This is a genomic window from Dactylosporangium sp. NPDC000521 (assembly GCF_042898305.1).
In the GTDB taxonomy this organism is placed as follows: Bacteria; Actinomycetota; Actinomycetes; order Mycobacteriales; family Micromonosporaceae; genus Dactylosporangium.
In genome coordinates this window covers 153101-170473 of record NZ_JBIAYW010000006.1, presented here as the reverse complement: position 1 = coordinate 170473, position 17373 = coordinate 153101, and the positions used below count along the sequence as shown (strand labels likewise).

The 17373-nt window shown below is 72.2% G+C and carries 13 protein-coding genes; 3 read left to right on the top strand and 10 right to left on the bottom strand.

The genetic code is table 11. From position 1 onward, the window contains the following. The first annotated feature begins 68 nt into the window (after positions 1–68). On the top strand, positions 69–1634 hold the full coding sequence (locus ACFY3L_RS21315; RefSeq protein ID WP_389326476.1) for a hypothetical protein: 1566 nt from the start codon (positions 69–71) through the stop codon (positions 1632–1634). After that, a complete protein-coding gene (locus ACFY3L_RS21310; protein WP_389326473.1) occupies positions 1634–2632 on the top strand; it encodes an ARPP-1 family domain-containing protein in 999 nt (332 codons plus the stop codon). The genes ACFY3L_RS21315 and ACFY3L_RS21310 overlap by 1 nt, the downstream gene beginning before the upstream one ends. 1630 nt (positions 2633–4262) lie before the next feature. On the opposite strand, the gene ACFY3L_RS21305 is transcribed toward ACFY3L_RS21310, so the two are convergent. The 4 genes from ACFY3L_RS21305 to ACFY3L_RS21290 all read right to left on the bottom strand — a co-directional run bounded on the left by ACFY3L_RS21305 (position 4263) and on the right by ACFY3L_RS21290 (position 9007). Further along, complete coding sequence (locus ACFY3L_RS21305) at positions 4263–6233, bottom strand: hypothetical protein (protein ID WP_389326470.1); 1971 nt, start codon at positions 6231–6233, stop codon at positions 4263–4265. A gap of 84 nt (positions 6234–6317) precedes the next feature. After that, positions 6318–6740: a helix-turn-helix domain-containing protein gene (locus ACFY3L_RS21300; protein WP_389326467.1), complete on the bottom strand. Its 423-nt coding sequence runs from the start codon at positions 6738–6740 to the stop codon at positions 6318–6320. 106 nt (positions 6741–6846) lie between these two features. Then, the gene (locus tag ACFY3L_RS21295) at positions 6847–8448 is read right to left on the bottom strand and encodes an MAB_1171c family putative transporter (RefSeq protein WP_389326464.1); all 1602 of its coding nucleotides are present in this window, start codon (positions 8446–8448) and stop codon (positions 6847–6849) included. Continuing rightward, positions 8438–9007: a hypothetical protein gene (locus ACFY3L_RS21290; protein ID WP_389326460.1), complete on the bottom strand. Its 570-nt coding sequence runs from the start codon at positions 9005–9007 to the stop codon at positions 8438–8440. Before ACFY3L_RS21290 ends, ACFY3L_RS21295 begins: the two co-directional genes overlap by 11 nt. Before the next feature lie 179 nt (positions 9008–9186). Between ACFY3L_RS21290 and ACFY3L_RS21285 the strand changes: the two genes are divergently transcribed. Continuing rightward, a complete protein-coding gene (locus ACFY3L_RS21285; protein ID WP_389326457.1) occupies positions 9187–10608 on the top strand; it encodes a lectin in 1422 nt (473 codons plus the stop codon). Between the two features lie 28 nt (positions 10609–10636). On the opposite strand, the gene ACFY3L_RS21280 is transcribed toward ACFY3L_RS21285, so the two are convergent. From ACFY3L_RS21280 to ACFY3L_RS21255, 6 genes are all read right to left on the bottom strand, one after another. After that, on the bottom strand, positions 10637–11635 hold the full coding sequence (locus ACFY3L_RS21280; RefSeq protein ID WP_389326454.1) for a LacI family DNA-binding transcriptional regulator: 999 nt from the start codon (positions 11633–11635) through the stop codon (positions 10637–10639). Positions 11636–12100: 465 nt separating this feature from the next. Further along, a complete protein-coding gene (locus ACFY3L_RS21275; RefSeq protein WP_389326451.1) occupies positions 12101–13129 on the bottom strand; it encodes a LacI family DNA-binding transcriptional regulator in 1029 nt (342 codons plus the stop codon). Positions 13130–13148: 19 nt separating this feature from the next. Next, the gene (locus tag ACFY3L_RS21270) at positions 13149–13964 is read right to left on the bottom strand and encodes a carbohydrate ABC transporter permease (protein ID WP_389326448.1); all 816 of its coding nucleotides are present in this window, start codon (positions 13962–13964) and stop codon (positions 13149–13151) included. Further along, entirely contained in the window at positions 13961–14821 is an 861-nt protein-coding gene (locus ACFY3L_RS21265) for a carbohydrate ABC transporter permease (RefSeq protein ID WP_389326445.1), read from the bottom strand. Before ACFY3L_RS21265 ends, ACFY3L_RS21270 begins: the two co-directional genes overlap by 4 nt. A gap of 87 nt (positions 14822–14908) precedes the next feature. Then, positions 14909–16207, bottom strand: coding sequence for an ABC transporter substrate-binding protein (locus ACFY3L_RS21260; RefSeq protein ID WP_389326442.1), 1299 nt, complete (start codon positions 16205–16207; stop codon positions 14909–14911). A gap of 108 nt (positions 16208–16315) precedes the next feature. Beyond that, positions 16316–17329, bottom strand: coding sequence for a LacI family DNA-binding transcriptional regulator (locus ACFY3L_RS21255; protein ID WP_389326439.1), 1014 nt, complete (start codon positions 17327–17329; stop codon positions 16316–16318). Positions 17330–17373: the final 44 nt, after the last annotated feature.

Here is a 17373-nt window from a genome sequence, read left to right as displayed (position 1 = left end):
CGGCGGGCGCCCGGTTGCATACGGAAAAGCATTCGTTCCAGTGATTTTCCGCGTGCGACCGTGCGGGCATGAACGAGTTCGTGCGGCACCTGCGGCGGCACGACACGGCGCTGCGGGTCCCGCGCGCCGGAGCCGTGCTGTTCGACGACGAGGCGGTGCACGCCTCGGCGTACCTCGCCGACCCGCAGCGGTACGCGCTGACCGCCCTCACCCCCGGCATCCTCGCGTCGCAGCGGGCCCGGATGCTGCTGCAGCTGCTCCTCACCTCGCGGGCCGGCCTCGGCGACGCCGGAGGCGACACCCTCGCCCGGGTGACCCGCGTGCTGGCGCTCGGGCTGCCACCCGCCGACGTGCTGACCGTGCTGCTCGCCGCCCGGCGGCGCCGCGCCAACCACAAGCACGTCGCCCGGACCGCGCTCACCGTGCTGCTCGAGCACCCGCGGGCCGCCGAGATCGTGGCCGCGCGGCGCGCCGTCGTGCAGGACTGCTTCGAGCACGCCCTCGGCCGCGGCGCCGCCCGTGCCGCGCTCGACGCGGTGCGCCGGGGCTCCGTGCCGCGGCACCGCCTGCTGCGCTCCGCGCCGTCCGCCGGGGCCGTCGCGTCGCTGGTGCCGCTGGTGTACGAGCACCGCGCCGGCACCGCGCTCGTCCCGCTCCCGGCGACTGGCGGCGGCCTCGACCTGAGCGCGGAGCGGCCGGCGACCGTGACGGCCACCAACCGGGGCGACCTGGCGGCGACGCTCGTACACCTGCTGCGCGGCGGGCCGAGCGACGACCTGTGGCCGGCGGTCGAGCGCTACACCGACGCGGCCGTCGCGGGGCTGCCACGCTACGAGGGCACGGTCGCGCTGGTGCTGGACGAATCGGCGTCGATGCGCGGGTACGGTGAGCGCGAGTGGGCGGTGGCGTCGCAGGTCGCCGCGCTGCGGCTGGTCCTGCAGCGGGTCTGCGCACGGCTCGTCGTCGTGCCGGTCGGCGGTGCTTCGCCGGGCGGGCTGGTTGGCCGTTCTTCGTCGGGCGGGCCCGGCGGCGGTCCTTCGTCGGATGGACCCGGTGGCTTTTCGACGGGCGGGCTTCTCGGTGGTCCTTCGGCGGTCGGGCCTGTCGGTGGTCCTTCGGCGGCCGGGTCCGTCGGCGGTGCTTCGGCGGCCGGGTCCGTCGGCGGTGCTTCGGCGGCCGGGTCCGTCGGCGGTCCTTCGTCGGATGGACTCGGTGGCTTTTCGGCGGGCGGGCCCGGTGGGGCCACCGACCTCGCCACCGGCGTGCTGGATGCGCTGTCCGGGGCGCACGCGCCGGACGTCGTCGCGGTCGTCTCCGACGGGTACGAGAACGTGTACCCGGGCGACCTGGCGTGGGTCACCGCGGCCCTGCCGGGCGCCGGGGTGCGCACGCCGGTCGTCTTCTGCCAGGCGACGTTCGGCCACGCCGACGACCTGACGCTGCGCCGGCCGGCGCCGTCGCTGCCGCAGCTTCCGTTCTGGCACACCGATGACCTGGCGCCGCTCGTACTGTGGCTGCTGTCCCATGTGGACGGTGCCGCCGCGGACCGGTGGATCGTCGCCGAGCTGCGCCGCCGTCTGGCGATCCTGGAAGTCTCGTTCGCGCTGGAAGCTTCCGTGGAAGGGAGGCCGTGATGCACCTGCCAGTTCCGGCCGGGGTGGACACCACCGGCCACCGGCTCGGCCAGCCGCAGCGGGCCGGCGCGCTGACCATGGTGCCGGTCTTCGGGCCGTCCTACCCGGGCATCGTGCCGCCGCGCAGCGGGCTGAAGCTCAGCCGGGTCGTCACGTACGGCCAGGTCGAGCTGACCAACCCGTCGCCTTCCGGGGTGGCCATCGTGCCGCTGCACGTCGGCTACATCCAGGACTCGGCGCAGAACCACGCCCTGTGCCGGTCGGCGTTCATTGCGGCCGGGCAGACGCTGCGCTTCGACGACGCGTGCTGCGTGCAGGCGAGCCAGGGCGGCTACCTCTCCGAGCGCGACCAGTGGTTCTTCATCCTGCCGGTCGAGCTGCGCGCGGCGGCGCTGGGGCTGCGCGGGACCAGCCAGTACAGCAAGCTGTGGGGCGACATCGCGCGCTTCAACGGCCGGCACGGCCTGCCCGCCCGCGGCCACCTCGAGCAGGTGCTGACCCGCAAGCGCTCGGTGCTCACCCAGTACCAGAGCCGCCTGGAACTGCTGGACGGGCAACTCGGCGCACTGTTCTTCATCGGCGACACCCTCGCCGGCGTGGAGATCGCGCCGGACCCCGTCTACTTCGCGGAGGTCTGGATGGCGCTGGTCTGCTTCGCCTACGGCCCGGCCGCGTGGCTCGCCTCCGCCCCTGACACCGCTCCGCCGGGCCCGCCTTGTGACACCGGCTCGCCGGGCGGCACGCAAGCAGTGCTGCCGCCTCGTGCCGCCGGCTCGCTGGACGACGTGCGGGCCGCGCTCCGCCTCCGCCGGCAGTCCGTCGCGGCCGAGGTGAGCGAATGGCTGTCCCGCACCGCGTGGCAACCGGACTCGGTCGTCGAGGACGAACGGTACCTCGGCCTGCGACTGTCCACTGTGTCCGGACCCGCTGCCGCCGGCCAGGTCGTGACGGACGGCTCCCGGCTCGTGTACGCGTCACTGTTCGCCTCGGCCCTGTAATCCGGTTGGCGCCACAGTACGGATCCGGTTGAATCACAGGTGTTGCGGGACTGCGCCAGGCCTCGCCGACAGGCCCCCCGATTCCAGATCGGGGCACAAGTCGCTCAGGAGCGGCCTGATTATGTCGGCACGGCGCTGGCCACACGCACCGCATCGCCTCCCAGGCGCCATCCCCGGTTCTCCGGGGGTGGCGTCTTCTGCTTCTCCACCCCAGCGCCAACACCCACCCCCACCCCGACTTCTGCCGACTTCACGCAATCCACCATCGACCCCCGTCGCACTGCGTAACGCCCAGGTGACACGACTTCGTGACCGTGACCGCAAGGTGTTACGGTCGGTGACGACGCCGGACGACGATTTCTCCGGCGGTGGTACGGTCTTGGAAGCGGTCAGCCCGTCACCGACTGCCTCTCGTCTCGGGCTTGCTCGCTGCCTCTGAGTCGCCGGCCTCTGCACTGCGGTCGCCGGCCATCGCAGGTACGCCCCGCCGCCGCGTCGGACAGCCACGACCCGGCAGCCACGCGGCGACCCGGCCCCCAAGGCCACCCGGCGGCGCGAACCCCGAGTGCATTCGGAGGGCACTCGAAGGGCACTCGGCGGCGCGAACCGCGCGGGCATTCGGAGGGCACTCGGCGGCGCGAACCGCGCGCGTGTGCGGCGCTCGTGAACTGCGCGAGTGTGTGGCGTTCATGCGGCGCCCCGAACCCGCGGGTGTGCGGCGGCGCGGCCCCGAGGACATGCGGCGACGCGGACCCGGCGGTGTGCGGTTGGTGCGGACCTGACGGGCATGCGGCGGCCCGGAGCCGTGCGGTGGCTGTTCGTGGCGCCGGTGTGCGCTGCGGGTGTCGACGTCGTGGGTATTGCCAACGCCGAGGTGGACAGGCGCGGACCGGCGGTCGGGCGGCGGTCGGGACCTGGCGGGCAGGCGGCGGTTGGGCAGCTCCGGACCTGGCGGACAGGCAGCGACCCGGATCCGCGCCGATCCCGGCCGCCGCTCCGCGCCGTTCCCGCTGCGTGTGGTGCTGCGCGGTGACTCCCCCGAATGGTGACTGCTTCGGGCCCGGATCGCGGTGGGTGTGCCGCGGGCGGAACTGGCGATCATGCCGCGGAGGCGGAGCTGGAGGGGCGCGGGCGGAGCCGACGGGGCATCCGGTTGGCGCGAGCCGGCGGGGCATGCCGCGGGTCGGAGCCAGCGAGGCATGCGACTGGCGCGAGGTGGCGGTCAACCCGCGGGTGGAGCCGGCGGGCATGCGGTCGGCGCGAGCCAGCGGGGCACGCCGTGGGGTGGAGCCGGCGGAGGATGCGACTGGCGCGAGGTGGCAGTCAACCCGCGGGCGGAGCCGGCGGGCATGCGGTCGGCGCGAGCCGGCGGGGCATGCGACTGGCGCGAGGTGGCAGTCAACCCGCGGGCGGAGTCGGCGGGTATGCGGTTGGCGCGAGCCGGCGGGGCATCGCGAGCCGGCGGGGCATGCCGCGGGCTGGAGCCGACGGGGCATGCGACTGGCGCGAGCCGGCGCGGTCGCCGCGCTGCGGGGCACCATCACCGGGCGGGCGTGCAGCGGCCCGGAGCTGCGTGGTGGCTGCTCCGGGCCGTTGGTTGGAACTTCGGGTCGCTGTGGGGGCTGGGCCGCTAGCGGGTGGCGTCGGACTGGTCGCGGGCGTCGCGCTGGGTGGGGACCGGGTGGTTGGAGGAGTGGCGGGCGTAGCCGTTGCCGGCGGTCGGGCGGTCGGCGTCCTCGTGCGCGGCGGACCTCGGCTCGAACAGGCTGCGTGACCTGGTCTCGCCGCGGCCGTTGGCGCCGAGCGGGGCGTGCTCGCCGGAGCGGCTGTCGCCGTCGGTGTCGGTCTCGGCGTCGTTGTCGTTGAGGCCGCTGCCGCCGTTCAAAGCACCGTTGGTGCCATTGGCGCCGCTGGCGCCGTTAGGGCCGTGGAGCTGCTCGCCGAGCGGCGCGTGCTCGCCGGACGTGCTGTCGTCGGCCGGTTCGTCGTCGTCGTCGGCGGCGTCCTGGCCCGCGGGGTCGGTGCCGTTCGCGGGCACCGGGAGGCCGGCGAGCGGGCGGCCGGCGAGGGGATGGCCGGCGACCGGGTGGCCCGTGCCGGTGACGGGCTGGCCGGTCAGTGGGTGGACCGCGACGGGCTGGCCGGTCAGCGGGTGCACGGCGACCGGCTGGGCCACGGGCTGCGGCTGACCGGAAGCGAGCTGCGGTGCGGACCCGGCCGACGGCTGGCCGCCGCCCGGCTCCTGCTCGGCCAGGCGCTGCTGCTCGGCGAGGCGCTGCTGGTCGGCGGTGCGCTCGGCGGGGGTGCGGACCGGGATCTTCGCGTATTCGCCGGTCTCGCCGCCCGCGGCAGCGGCCATGACGGCGGCGGCGGCCAGGTCGGCGACCCGCTTCGCCTCGCGCTGGACGCGGGCGCGGACCTCCTTGGCGTGCCGCTCCGCGCCCTCGGCGGCCGAGCGGGCCTCCTCGAGGCGGGCCATCTCCTCGGCCAGGTCCTGGCGGGTCTCCTTCAGGCGCTGCTGGAACTGCTGGACCTCACGCTCGGTGGTCGCGCCCTCGCGACGGGTCTGGGCGAGGCGCTGCTGGTTGCTCTCGAGCTCGGCCTGCAGCTGGGACAGCGCCTGCCGGCGGGCCTGGATCTCGCGCTGGACGGTGGCGAGCTGGTGCTGGGCGGCGGTGTTCTGCTCGTCGGCGCGGCGGCGCAGCTCGGCGACGTGCTGCTCGGCCTCGGCCTTGATGGCGGCGCACTGCTCGTCGACGCCGGCGCGCTGGCGCACGAGCTCCTCCTCGACCGCCTCGCGGTGCGCGGTGACCTCCTGCTCGGCCGCCTCACGGGCGTCGGCGATGTCCTGCTCGGCCTGCGCCTTCCACTGGGTCAGCTCCTGCTGGGTCTGCTTGCGGGCGGCCTCGATCTCCTGCTGGATCTTGAGGTGGGCCGCCTCCAGGAGCGCCTTCGCCTGCGCCTGGGTGTGCTTGATCTGGGCGGCGCTCTGCTCGTTGATCCTGGCGGCCTCCTGCTCGGCACGCTGCTGCGCGGCCTCACTGTTGGCCCGCAGCCGCTCGGCGACCTCACGGATCTCGGCGAGCTCGGCCTGCGCGGCGGCCCGGCGCTCCTCGTACGCCTGCTGCTCCTCGGTGCGGCGCTGCGCCAGCTCGTCCTCGAGGTCCTGCAGGGTCTTCGCGGCCAGCTCGCGGGCGTCGGCGAGGACCTTCTCGGCCTCGGCCTGGTGCTTCGCGGCCCGCTCCTGGGTGGTGCTGGTGATCTGGTTGGCCTGCTTCTCGGCGAGCGCCAGGATGTCGTCGACCATCGGCCCGAGGTGGCGGAACGAGGCCTTGTCGACCTGCGCCGGCCGCTCCTTGATCTCGTTCAGCTCCTGCTGCAGCTGCTGGCGCTGCGCCTGCATCGACCGCAGCCGGGTGTCGAGGTCCTGCCGGTCCGCCTCGATCCGCCGCCGCTCCTGCGCGAGCTGGGCCAGCTCACGGTCCCGCTTCGCGAGGTACTGGTCGACCTGTCCCTGGTCGTAGCCGCGCAACGCGACCTTGAAGGCCGGCCGCGCGCCGGAATCGTCGCGAGCCGTCGCCAGCTCTCCGCCCTGGGACATGTGCCAACCCTCCATACCATCGCGAGCGCGATCCGCCGCAACGCTACCGTCGCCTGCCCTCGGGCCAACACCCCGCCCGGCGTGTCAGTTTCGCACCACATCGGTGGACGGTGGATCGTCCGGAAGGCCCTCGATCCTGCGCGCGTGCTCGATCATGCCGTGGATCGCCTCGAGGCTCGGACCCGACAGCCCGGCCGCGCGCAGCGCCATGGTGCGCACCGCGTTGTCCCGCAGCGCGGCGAGTAGCTCCAGCTGCTCGTCGATGCGCCGCGCGGCTTCGTCGTCCAGGAAATATGCGGCGTTGACCCCGAAGAACTCGGCGAGCGCCTCGAGGTGCCGTTTGGTCGGGTTGTCCCGTGCTCCTTTGCGCAGTTGCCAGATGTACGTGTGGGAGATCATCACTCCCCGTGCCCGGATGGCGGCGGCGACCTCCTCATAGCTGTACTCGCCGCGACCCGGCGGGTGGACCGTGCTGAAGAGACGGTCGAGCTTCTCCGCGAGGGTCACATGGCCTCCTGGTACGTAGACGCTTGACAATCGCACCCCGGCGATGGAAATCTCCATCATAAGCTCAGATTTATGGACGATGTCGCCCCATAAACTGAAGTTGACGTCATCCTTCCGGGTGGAATGGATCGTCGTGGCCGGCGAAGGCAACGGGGGTGGCCACGACGCCCTGAGCGGCCGCGGCGCGGTAACGCCGCGCGAGGCCGAGCAGCGCCCGGACTTCGGCGTCGACATCGGGCCCGCCGGCCGACTGGGAGGCGTTCGGCGGGCCGGGAGCCCGCCCTGCGGCATGTGCCGGAACATGCACAGGCGCTGGCCCCAGAGCTGGTGCCGGGCCGCTGCCGGGGGGCAAGCCCGGCGCCACCGCACCGCCACCGTCACCGACCGTCGTCGCAGTGACGTCCGCCATCGAAGAGCCACCGCCCGCCACGCCACCGCCGGAAACCAGACCGCCCCTCGCTGAGCCAAAGCCGCCCGCTGAGCCGCCGCCGGAAGCCAGACCGCCGCTCGCTGAGCCAAAGCCGCCCGCCGGGCCACCGCCGGAAGCCGGACCGCCGCTCGCTGAGCCAAAGCTGCCCGCTGAGCCGCCGCCGGAAACCAGGCCGCCGTCGCTCGTTGGACTGTCGCTCAGCCCTGGACCACCGAGCCGTCCCGGCTGGTCGCTGACCGTCGCCGGACCACCACCACCAGCCGGCGGCGGAGCGGCGATGTTCGCTGAGGGGCCGCCGCCGGCGCGCAGGACCGCGGCCCGCAGGACGGTGGCGTCGGCGTCGGTGTCGCCCGCGCGGCCGGCGAGGAGCCACTGGGCGTCACGGATCTCGATGACCCGGCGGTACAGGCGCAACTCGACGCTGCGAAGAGCGACCAGCTCGCCGAGGCGGCCGGGCGGGTCGCCGAGCACGACGCCGGGCGCGGCGGTCGCCAGGTCCCGCCACAGCGGCCGCAGTCGCTGCAGAGCCACGTAGCGTGACGTCCAGCGCCGCAGGCCGCCCAGTGCCGGCAAGGCGGCGCCGAGGCCGAAGAACAGCAGCATCAGGGCCAGCAGCATGCGGGAGACCGACTGCGCGCCCGGGTTGTCGAGCGCGCGGCTGCCGGCGGCGTGGCTGATCTGGTACACGATGCGGTTCGCCATGAACAGCAGCCCGACCACGGCGCCGGCGCTGAGCAGCCACATCCCGATCCGCAGCCGCCACGGCGCGGCGCCCCGGCCGGCGGGGCGGAAGAGCACCAGCGCGCAGATCAGCCCGACGGCCAGCCCGAGCTGCGTCAGCGTGGCGTACGCGGTGACCAGCGGCGTGCCGGCCTGCTCGTACACGAAGTCGTAGCGCTCGGGGCGGCGCGGTGCGAGCAGGAACAGCACGGTCATCGCCACGGCGGTCACGCTCAGCAGCGCGTACGCGGCGCGGCGGAGCCATGCGAACCGGGCCGGGTCGGGGGACAGCAGCCCGACGATGTTGACCATGCCGGCGGACGCGGCGACGGTCGCCAGGTTCTTCAGCGGGACCGAGATGTCCGGCACGCGCAGGAGGGTGTCGGTCGCGTACGAGATCTCCCGCCGGTTGAACGTGAACGACAGCGTCGCCAGCAGCACGACGAGCCGGATGGCCTTGCCCCGCGGGGTCTGCGGCGTCGCGAACCGCCAGATCGTGAACGCCCAGAACGTGGTCAGGACCAGGATCTCGAGGACATCGACGGCGTCAACGGCCACGGCGCTCAACCAGGAACGGCTCGGCGAGGGCGTCGTACAGGTTGTCCAGTGACGGGTCGGCGGCGGTCGGCCGCGCGGCGGTGGAGGCGGCCGTGTTGAGCATCGTGGCGATCATCTCCGCGACCTGCTCCTGGGGGGCGCTGTACGACGAGCGGCGCAGCACCCGGGCGACGGTGGCGGGATCCAGGTCGGGCAGCAGCAGAGCGGTCACGTCCTCCAACCCGTCCCCGGTCGTCGCCCCGGCCGTCGCCCCGACAGGGGGCTCCGGCGCGGGCGCGACGTGGTCGCACAGGATGTGGCCGATCTCGTGCAGGATGATGTGCTGCTGGTGCAGCCACCCGGTGCTGGCCGCGTAGAAGACGTGGTCGGCCTTGTCGGTCGACAGCCACAGCCCGCACGCGGTGCCGTCGACGCCCGCCGCCGGCAGCTGGTGCAGGTGCAGGTCGCGCCCGCGTGCGGCGGCGACGGACGCGCAGAAGGCCCGCAGGTCGAACGGGTCCGGGACGTCGAGCCCGGCCAGTATCCGCCTGACCTGCTTCTCCAGCGCTCGCAGCCGCATCCACGCTCCAGCCGACCATCGGGGCCCATCGGGTCCCACCATAGGCCCCGGTCGGACCGGCAGGTGGCTCCAGCGGCCGACGTCACTTTCATTTGTTCACCTCTATTGACAGTGTTCGAGCGGCCGACGTACGTTGCCTGCACTTACTCGGTTCAGTAAACCTTCTTCAAGGAGCCCCCGTGCGAAGAGCCTGGATCGTGGTCGTCACCGCCCTGGCGACCGCAGTGACCGCCGTCGTCGCCGTGGCCGCCCAGCCGCGGCCCCAGCCGGCCGAAGCGTTCCCCGTGTCGTCCCGCAGCGCGCTGATCGGCTACCTGAGCGGGATCAGCGGGCAGTACGCCATCACCGGCCAGCACAACCGCGAACCCAACGCCGACCCGACCAAGTGGACCAGGGTCGCCCAGCAGCTCACCGGCCAGACGCCGGGCCTGTGGGGCGGCGACTTCCTGTTCCAGTCCGCCGACGTGTCGTCCCGCCAGACGATGGTCAGCGAGGCGATCCGCCAGTGGCAGGGCGGCTCGCTCGTCGCGCTGACCTGGCACATGTGCCCGCCGACCGTGGGCTCGACCTGCGGCTGGGACAGCGCCGGCGTGCTCAGCCACCTGAGCGACACTCAGTGGAGCCAGCTGGTCACCGACGGTACGTCGCTGAACACGGCCTTCAAGAACCGCCTCAACGAGGCCGTGCCCTACCTGCGGCAGCTACAGAGCGCCGGCGTGCCGGTGCTCTTCCGCCCGGTCCACGAGATGAACGAGGGCTGGTCGTGGTGGGGCGGCCGGCCGGGTGCGAACGGCAGCCGCAAGCTCTTCCAGATCGTGCACGACCACTACGCCAACACCCAGGGCCTCACCAACCTCGTGTGGGTGTGGAACGTCAAGGACGTCAACATGGGCTCGATCGCCGACTACTGGCCCGGCCCGTCCTATGTGGACCTGGCGACGCTCGACATGTGGGTGAAGTACGCGCCGAGCACGTCGGACTACCAGGCGATGCTGAACGTCGCCGGTGGCAAGCCGATCGCCCTCGCCGAGGTCGGCCAGGTGCCGAGCGTCGCGCTGCTGCAGGCGCAGCCGCGGTGGACGTACTTCATGGTGTGGGCGGAGTACCTCACGGACCCGGCGTACAACAGCAACGCGGCCGTGCAGAACACGTACTTCAACAGCAGGGTCCTGGTCCGGGGCGAGTTCACCGTGCCCGGCTCCGGCGGCGGTGGCGGCTCGGGGACCGGCCAGATCACCGGCCTGGCCGGCAAGTGCCTCGACGTGGCCGCCTCCGGCACTGCCAACGGGACCAAGGTCCAGCTGTACACCTGCAACGGCACCGGCGCGCAGCAGTGGACCGTCGGCACGGACGGCACGATCCGGGCCCTCGGCAAGTGCCTCGACGTCGCCGGCGGCACCAACGCGGACGGCACGAAGGTCCAGCTCTGGGACTGCGTCGGCAACGACCACCAGCAGTGGAGCAGGGTGGGGCAGACCCTCGTCAACCCGGCGACCGGCCGGTGCCTGGACGCGACGGGGCAGTCCAGCGCCGACGGCACCCAGATCCAGATCTGGACCTGCAACGGCCAGACCAACCAGCGGTGGACCCTGCCGGCGTGAGGTTCCGGTGTACCGTCCCCGCCGTCGCTCAGGCGGCTGCGGGGGCGGTGCTGTCCCGGATGGCGAGGGTGGGGTTGGTGTACCGGACGCTGCGCGGCGGCCGCCCGTCGACACACTCCAGCAGCAGCCTGGCCGCGCGGGCGCCATAGTCGGCGATGTTGCGGCGCAGGACGGTCAGCGCCGGGTGGACCAGCTCGCACAGCGGCGAGTCCTCCCACGCGAGCATCGACACCTCGTGCGGCACGCGGACGCCCATCTCCGCCGCGACGCCGAGCCCGGCCAGGGCCATCACGTCGCTGTCGTAGACGATCGCCGTCGGCCGCTGCTTGCCGCTGAGGATCCGCCGGGTCGCCTGCGCCGCGGCGTCGCCGGTGTAGTCGGCGGCGACCACCGTCACCGTCATGGCGGTGCCCTTCGTCGTCGCCGCGATCGCGTCGGTACGCGCCTGCGTGTGCAGCATGTCCGGCGGCCCGCTGACCCGCGTGACCCGCCGGTGCCCGAGCGACGCCAGGTATCCGACGACCTTCCCGGCCGACGCCGCTTCGTCGGTCCACAGGTTGGCCAGGCCCGGGATCTCCCCGCTGCCGCCGACCACCACCGCCGGCAGGTCGATCGCGAGGACGGCCGGTACCCGCGGGTCGTCGTGCTGCAGGTCGCACAGCACCACCCCGTCGACCCGCCGCTCGGCGTGCCACCTGCGGTGGACGGCGATCTCCTCCTCGGCACTCGCCACGAACTGCAGCGCCAGCCCGAACCCGCGCGCCGACAGCTCCACCTGGATGCCGCTGATCAGCTGCCGCCGGAACACTTCGATGCTGAACGCCGCCGACGTGCGCCGCAGCGTCAACCCCACCGCGTCGGAGGACGCCCCGTGCATCGCCACCGCCGGCCGGTGCACCGCGAACCCGAGCTCGGCCGCCACGTCCTGGATCTGCCGGCGCAGGTCCTCGGACACCCCGGGCCGCCCGTTCAGCGCGTACGAGACCGCGACCCGCGACACCCCGACGCGCTGGGCGATGTCACTCATCGTCGGCCGCCGCCCCATTCGGTCCCTCCCGGCCACGACACCACCCGCACCCCGCCGGTCACCCCGGCCGCCCTGCGGAGAATATCCGACCCCCGCCGGTGGCCCCAGCTTTCCGTGATCCGGAAGAGTTGTTGCTGCTCCGGCGACAATATGTCTTCCGGATCACGGGAGAGGCGTGTCCGGTCAACGCCTGCCTGCGTCAGGCCGGTCCGCTGCTGGCCCCAGCTTGCCGTGATCCGGAAGGGTTGTTGCTGCTCTGGCGACAAAAAGTCTTCCGGATCATGAGGACCAGCCACAGCGAAGGGCGACCACCGGGTTGGGCGCGGACGCGCAGTCCTGCCCGCGGCACGCGTGGCAGTGCGAGCGAAGCGAGCATTGGGGTCCGGGTGAGAATCCCCGGCGGGACCCGCCGCGGAGCGGTGGGGCGGCGAGCCCATGGCCGAAGGCCGCAGGCGGGTGACAGCGCTACAGCGAAGCTGAAGGCGGGCAGCAGCTGTCGCGGAGGAGGAGGCGGGGGGTGGTGTCCTGGAAGTCGGTGGCGGGGGCGCCGTCGAGGTGGGCGAGGAGGGTGCGGGCGGCGTTGGCGCCGTAGGCGTGCACGTCGCGGGCCAGGGCGCTCAGCGCCGGGTACGCCATCTCGCACAGCTGCGAGTCGTCGCCGGCGATGATGGACAGGTCGCCGGGGACGTCGAGGCCCAGTTTGCGGGCGACGTGCAGGCCGGCGGTCGCCATGATGTCGTTGTCGTAGGTGATGGCGGTCGGCGGGCGGGCCGAGGTGAGCAGCTGCTCGGTGGCCCAGGCGCCGGCCTCCCAGGTGTAGTCGGTGTCGATGACCTCGGCGCTGTCCAGGTGGTGGCGTGCGGCGGCGGCGCGGAAGGCCAGGGTGCGGATGCGGGTGTGCTCCAGCGCCGCGAGCCCGGCGACGCGGGCGATCCGCCGGTGGCCGATGGCGGCCAGGTACGCGAGCGCCTCGGTGAGCGCGGCGGCGTCGTCGCTCCACACGGCGGGGATCGAGGAGCCGGGGCGCGGGTGGCCGACGAGGACGGCCGGCAGGCCCATCGCCGACAGCGCGGCGATCCGGGTGTCGTCGGCCCACAGGTCGGTGAGGATGGTGGCGTCGATGCGGCGGGCCGCCCACAGGCCGCGCAGGGCCTCGATCGCCCGGTCGTGGTCGGCGACGACCTGCAGGACGAGGGCGGTGCCGGTCGCCGACAGCTCGGTCTCCAGGCCGGCGATGAACTTCATGTAGAACGGCTCGACGCCGAGGGTCGCCGCCTCGCGGGCGATGACCAGGCCGATCGCCTCGGCGCGGGACACCGACAGGCCGCGGGCGGCGGCGCTCGGCTGCCACCCCATCTCGGCGGCGATGGCGAGGATCCGCTCGCGGGTGCGGGCGGACACGCCGGGCCGGTCGTTGAGCGCGAACGACACGGCCCCGATCGAGACCCCGGCGGCCTCGGCGATGTCGTTGATGGTCGGCCGTCGCGTCACCAACCCATTCTCCAACAACGCGTCACTTCGTCGCTCCGGAGGTGAAGCCGTTGTAGATGAACCGCTGCAGGAACAGGAAGAGCAGCAGCGTCGGCACGATGACCAGGATCGCGCCGGCGGAGATGGTCTCCCAGTGTGCCCCGAACGGGCCCTTGAAGCGGAACAGCGACGTGGAGATCGTCCCGAGCCCCTCCGACGGCATGTAGAGGAACGGGATGTAGAAGTCGTTGTAGACGAAGATGCCCTTGATGATGACGACGGTGGCGATCGCGGGGCGCAGCAGCGGCAGGATGACGCTGCGGTAGATGCGGAAGGTGGAGGCGCCGTCGAGGCGCGCCGCCTCGTCCAGCGACACCGGGATGCCGCGCATGAACTGGACGAAGATGTAGATCGCGACGATGTCGGTCCCCAGGTACAGCAGGATCGGCGCCCACCGGCTGTCGAAGACGCCCAGCGCGTCCACGACCTGGAACGTGGTCACCTGGGTGGTGACGCCGGGCACGAGGGTCGCGACGAGGAACGCGCCGACGACGACCTTCTTGAAGCGGAAGGTGAAGCGGTCGATGGCGTACGCGGCGAGGGTGCCGACGAGCACCGTGCCGGCGACGGAGACGACCAGGATGAGCGCGGTGTTGGCGAACGCGGTCAGCATCCGCCCGTTGGTGAACGCGGTGGCGTAGTTGGACAGGTTCGTCCAGTCGTGCGGCAGCGCCAGGGGGTCGCCGCCGCCCACCATCTCCTCCGGCGTCTTCAGCGAGGTGAGGAACACCGACACCAGCGGCAGCAGCACGACGACCGAGGCGACGACGAGCGAGAGATACTTCAAGGCCCTGGTCATGTCAGGTCGGTCCTCTCCTCTGGTACCAGACGCCGCTGCACCCACGTGACCAGCAGCACGATCAGCAGCAGCACGACCGCGGCCGCCGAGGCGAGCCCGAACTTGTTGAACTGGAAGGCGAGCTTCACGGTCTGGATGACGAAGGTCTTGCTGTCGCCGGCACCGCCGGTCATCACGAACGGGATCTCGAACACCGACAGCGACCCGGACACGGCCAGGATCACGCTGAGGCTGAGGATCGGCTTGATGCCGGGGACGACGATGTGCCGGAACACGTGCCAGCGGTTGGCGCCGTCGAGTTCGGCGGCCTCGTGCAGCTCCGGCGGGATCGCCTGGATCGCGCCGAGGAAGAGCACGAAGTTCAGCCCCAGGAAGCGCCACACGGACACCCCGCTCAGCGACACGTTGACCAGGTCGGGGTCGCCGAGCCAGAGCCTGCCGGGGTGCGCGCCGAACAGCGCGAGCACCGAGTCGAGGGTCCCGCCGGGGCGGAAGAAGTACAGGAAGACGAACGAGACCGCGACGCCGTTGATGAGGTACGGGAAGAACAGGATGCCCTTGAACAGGTTCCGCAGCCGCAGCTTGAAGCTCAGGATGAACGCGAAGTACATCGCGACGGCGGTCTGCACGAAGGCGGCGAGCAGGTAGTACACGCTGACGACGAAGACGCTGAACAGCTCCGGGCGGGTGAAGAGCTGCACGTAGTTGTCCACGCCGACGAACGCGGGGTCGGGGTCGAGGCCGTCCCAGTCGGTGAAGCTGTAGGTGACCATGCTGCCGACCGGGATGTACGTGAAGACGACCAGCAGCGCGAGGGCGGGCAGCAGGTAGAGCCAGGGGATGATTCGGGTTCTCACGGCACTCCGATGAACGGTGGCGCCGCCGCGACAGCGACGCCACACAGAGCCACAAAGCCACAGAGCCACAGAAGCCGCGGCGGAAGGTCAGAGGTTCTTGGCGGCCTCGGTCCAGCGCTTGGTCAGGTCGGCGAAGACGCCCTTGAGGTCGCCGGGTGCGGCGCCGCGGGCCGTGTCGACCAGCTTCTGCCGGTAGTCGGGCTTGCTGATGCCGACCTCGGAGGCGTTGTCGACCTTGGTGAGCTTCGCGGACCCGGCCTGCGACAGCTCGATGAACTTGACGCCGGCGGCGGTGAACGGCTGCATCGCCGGCGGCAGCGGGGCGCCCTTGACGGCGGAGATCGCCTGATTGACGGTGGCGCTGTCCGACTTGTCGATGAACCAGTCGAACCAGGCCCGGGCGGCCGCCTTGTTCTTCGAGTGGCTGTTGATCGCGTACTGGTAGTCGGGCGCGACGACGGAGCAGAACTTGCCGTCCACCTGCTTCGGGAACGGCATGTAGCCGATGACCGAGGGGTCCTTGCCGGCCTTCTTCGCCGCGTCCTGCATCTGCGCGATCGCCCACGAGCCGAGCCACATCGTCGCGATCTTGCCGGTGGCGATCTGCCCCTTCGAGTCCTCCCAGTTCGTGGTGGTCGGGTCGGCCTCGGAGAGCTTGTTCTTCACGATGTCGAACAGCAGCGTGTCGCCGGTGGCGAGGTCGGCGCCGTCGGCCCACGGGTTGGTCGTGACCAGGTTGTCGTTGGCCTTCGGGTCGCAGCTGACCGAGCCGACGACCTGCGACCAGGAGCTCAGCGGCCACCCGTCGTGGTAGTTGGTGTAGTACGGGGTCGCGGCGGTCTTCGACTTGATCGCCTGCAGTGCGGTGATGAACCCGGCGGGCGTCGTCGGCCAGTTCGTGACGCCGGCCTGGGCCCAGACGTCCTTGTTGTAGACGAAGCCGTTGACGTACGCGAAGCCGGCCACGCCGTAGACCTTGTCGCCGACCCTGGCCTTGTCGGTGAAGCTGTACTTCGCGCTGAGGTCGGCGGCGGAGCCCAGCGGCGCGAAGTACTTCGGGTAGTCCTCGGTGACGACGGTGTTGGGGATCAGCAGGACGTCACCGTAGTTCTCGGTGTTCATCCGGATCTTGACTTCGCCCTCGTAGTCGGTGACGCCCTCGAACTTGACGGTGACCTTGGGGTACAGCGCCTTGAACTGGCCGGCGTACCTCTGCATGGTGCCGTCGGTGACGAGGTCGGTGCGGTTGGTCAGCACGGTGATCTCGCCGGAGACGGCGGCGGGGTCGGTGGGGGACACGGCGTCGGCGGACTGCTTCGGGTCGGTCCCGCTGCCGCACCCCGCGAGGGAGAGGGCAAGCGCGACCGCGAGTGCTCGGCGGAACATGGGCGCTCCATTCAAAGGGGTGTCTAAAGCGTTTTAGTTCGAGCGAACGCAGGATGACACCGTTGTCAGGCGAATGGGAAGAGCCCTTAACCGATTCGTGACCGGGCGTCAGCGGGGCGGAGCGGTGCTGCCCCGCGGCGTGAGGTGCGCCGGGGCGCCGTGTGTGCTGGTCACGGGCTCGCCGGCGATCGCCGCGAGCAGGGTGCGGGCGGCCAGTTCGCCGTACGCGCCGATGTCACGGGTCAGGGCCGTCAGCGGCGGGTGCAGCAGCCGGCAGATCGGCGAGTCGTCCCAGGCCACGATCGACAGCTCGGCCGGCACCGACACACCCAGCTCGCGGGCCGCGGTCAGCCCCGCGACGGCCATCACGTCGTTGTCGTAGAGCAGCGCGGTCGGCGGATGCGCCCCGCCGAGCAGCTTGCGGGTCGCCCGCGCGGCCGCCTCGCCGGTGTAGTCCGCCGGGACGGTCACCGCGTCGGCGATCCCGAGCCGGGCGCACACGCCGGCGAACGCGGCCGTGCGGATCGCCGTGTGCGCCAGCTGCGGGATGCCGCCGACCCGGGCGATCCGGCGGTGCCCGAGCGCCGCCAGGTACTCCACCGCCTCCACCATGGACTGCTCGTCGTCGCTCCAGACGCTGGTCAGCGACCCGCTGACGCCGGGCGGGCCGATCACGACCGCGGGCAGGCCGAGCTCCTGCAGGGTGCTCACCCGCGGGTCGCCGACGTTGACGTCGCAGACCAGCACGCCGTCGACGCGCCCCTCGCTGAACCACCGCCGGTAGAACGCGAGCTCCTCGTCGCGCCCCGGCGCCATCTGCAGCAGCAGCGCGTACGACTGCCGCGACAGCTCCAGCTCCAGCCCGCTGATCAGCTCCATGAAGAACGGCTCGACCCCCAGCGTGCTCGGCGGCCTGCGCAGCGTCAGCCCGACGACCCTGGTCTTCGCGCCGGCCAGGGCCCGGGCGTTGCTGTCGGCGTGGAACTGCAGGCGGTCGGCGACGGCCAGGATGCGCTCCCTGGTGGCCGCGGACACGCCGGGCCGACCGTTCAGCGCATACGAGACGGCCCCCTTGGACACGCCCGCCTCCCGGGCGATGTCGGCGATGGTCGGTCGTTTCACCTGCGGCCGCCTTTCTCGGTTCACCGATGCTAGCCGCTCACGCC

What these genes read in the sequence shown, in the direction of transcription:
- ACFY3L_RS21305 (WP_389326470.1), bottom strand. Translation starts at nt 6,233, where the DNA reads ATGTCCCAGGGCGGAGAGCTGGCGACGGCTCGCGACGATTCCGGCGCG.
- ACFY3L_RS21290 (WP_389326460.1), bottom strand. Translation starts at nt 9,007, where the DNA reads ATGCGGCTGCGAGCGCTGGAGAAGCAGGTCAGGCGGATACTGGCCGGG.
- ACFY3L_RS21310 (WP_389326473.1), top strand. Translation starts at nt 1,634, where the DNA reads ATGCACCTGCCAGTTCCGGCCGGGGTGGACACCACCGGCCACCGGCTC.
- ACFY3L_RS21270 (WP_389326448.1), bottom strand. Translation starts at nt 13,964, where the DNA reads ATGACCAGGGCCTTGAAGTATCTCTCGCTCGTCGTCGCCTCGGTCGTC.
- ACFY3L_RS21260 (WP_389326442.1), bottom strand. Translation starts at nt 16,207, where the DNA reads ATGTTCCGCCGAGCACTCGCGGTCGCGCTTGCCCTCTCCCTCGCGGGG.
- ACFY3L_RS21280 (WP_389326454.1), bottom strand. Translation starts at nt 11,635, where the DNA reads ATGAGTGACATCGCCCAGCGCGTCGGGGTGTCGCGGGTCGCGGTCTCG.
- ACFY3L_RS21315 (WP_389326476.1), top strand. Translation starts at nt 69, where the DNA reads ATGAACGAGTTCGTGCGGCACCTGCGGCGGCACGACACGGCGCTGCGG.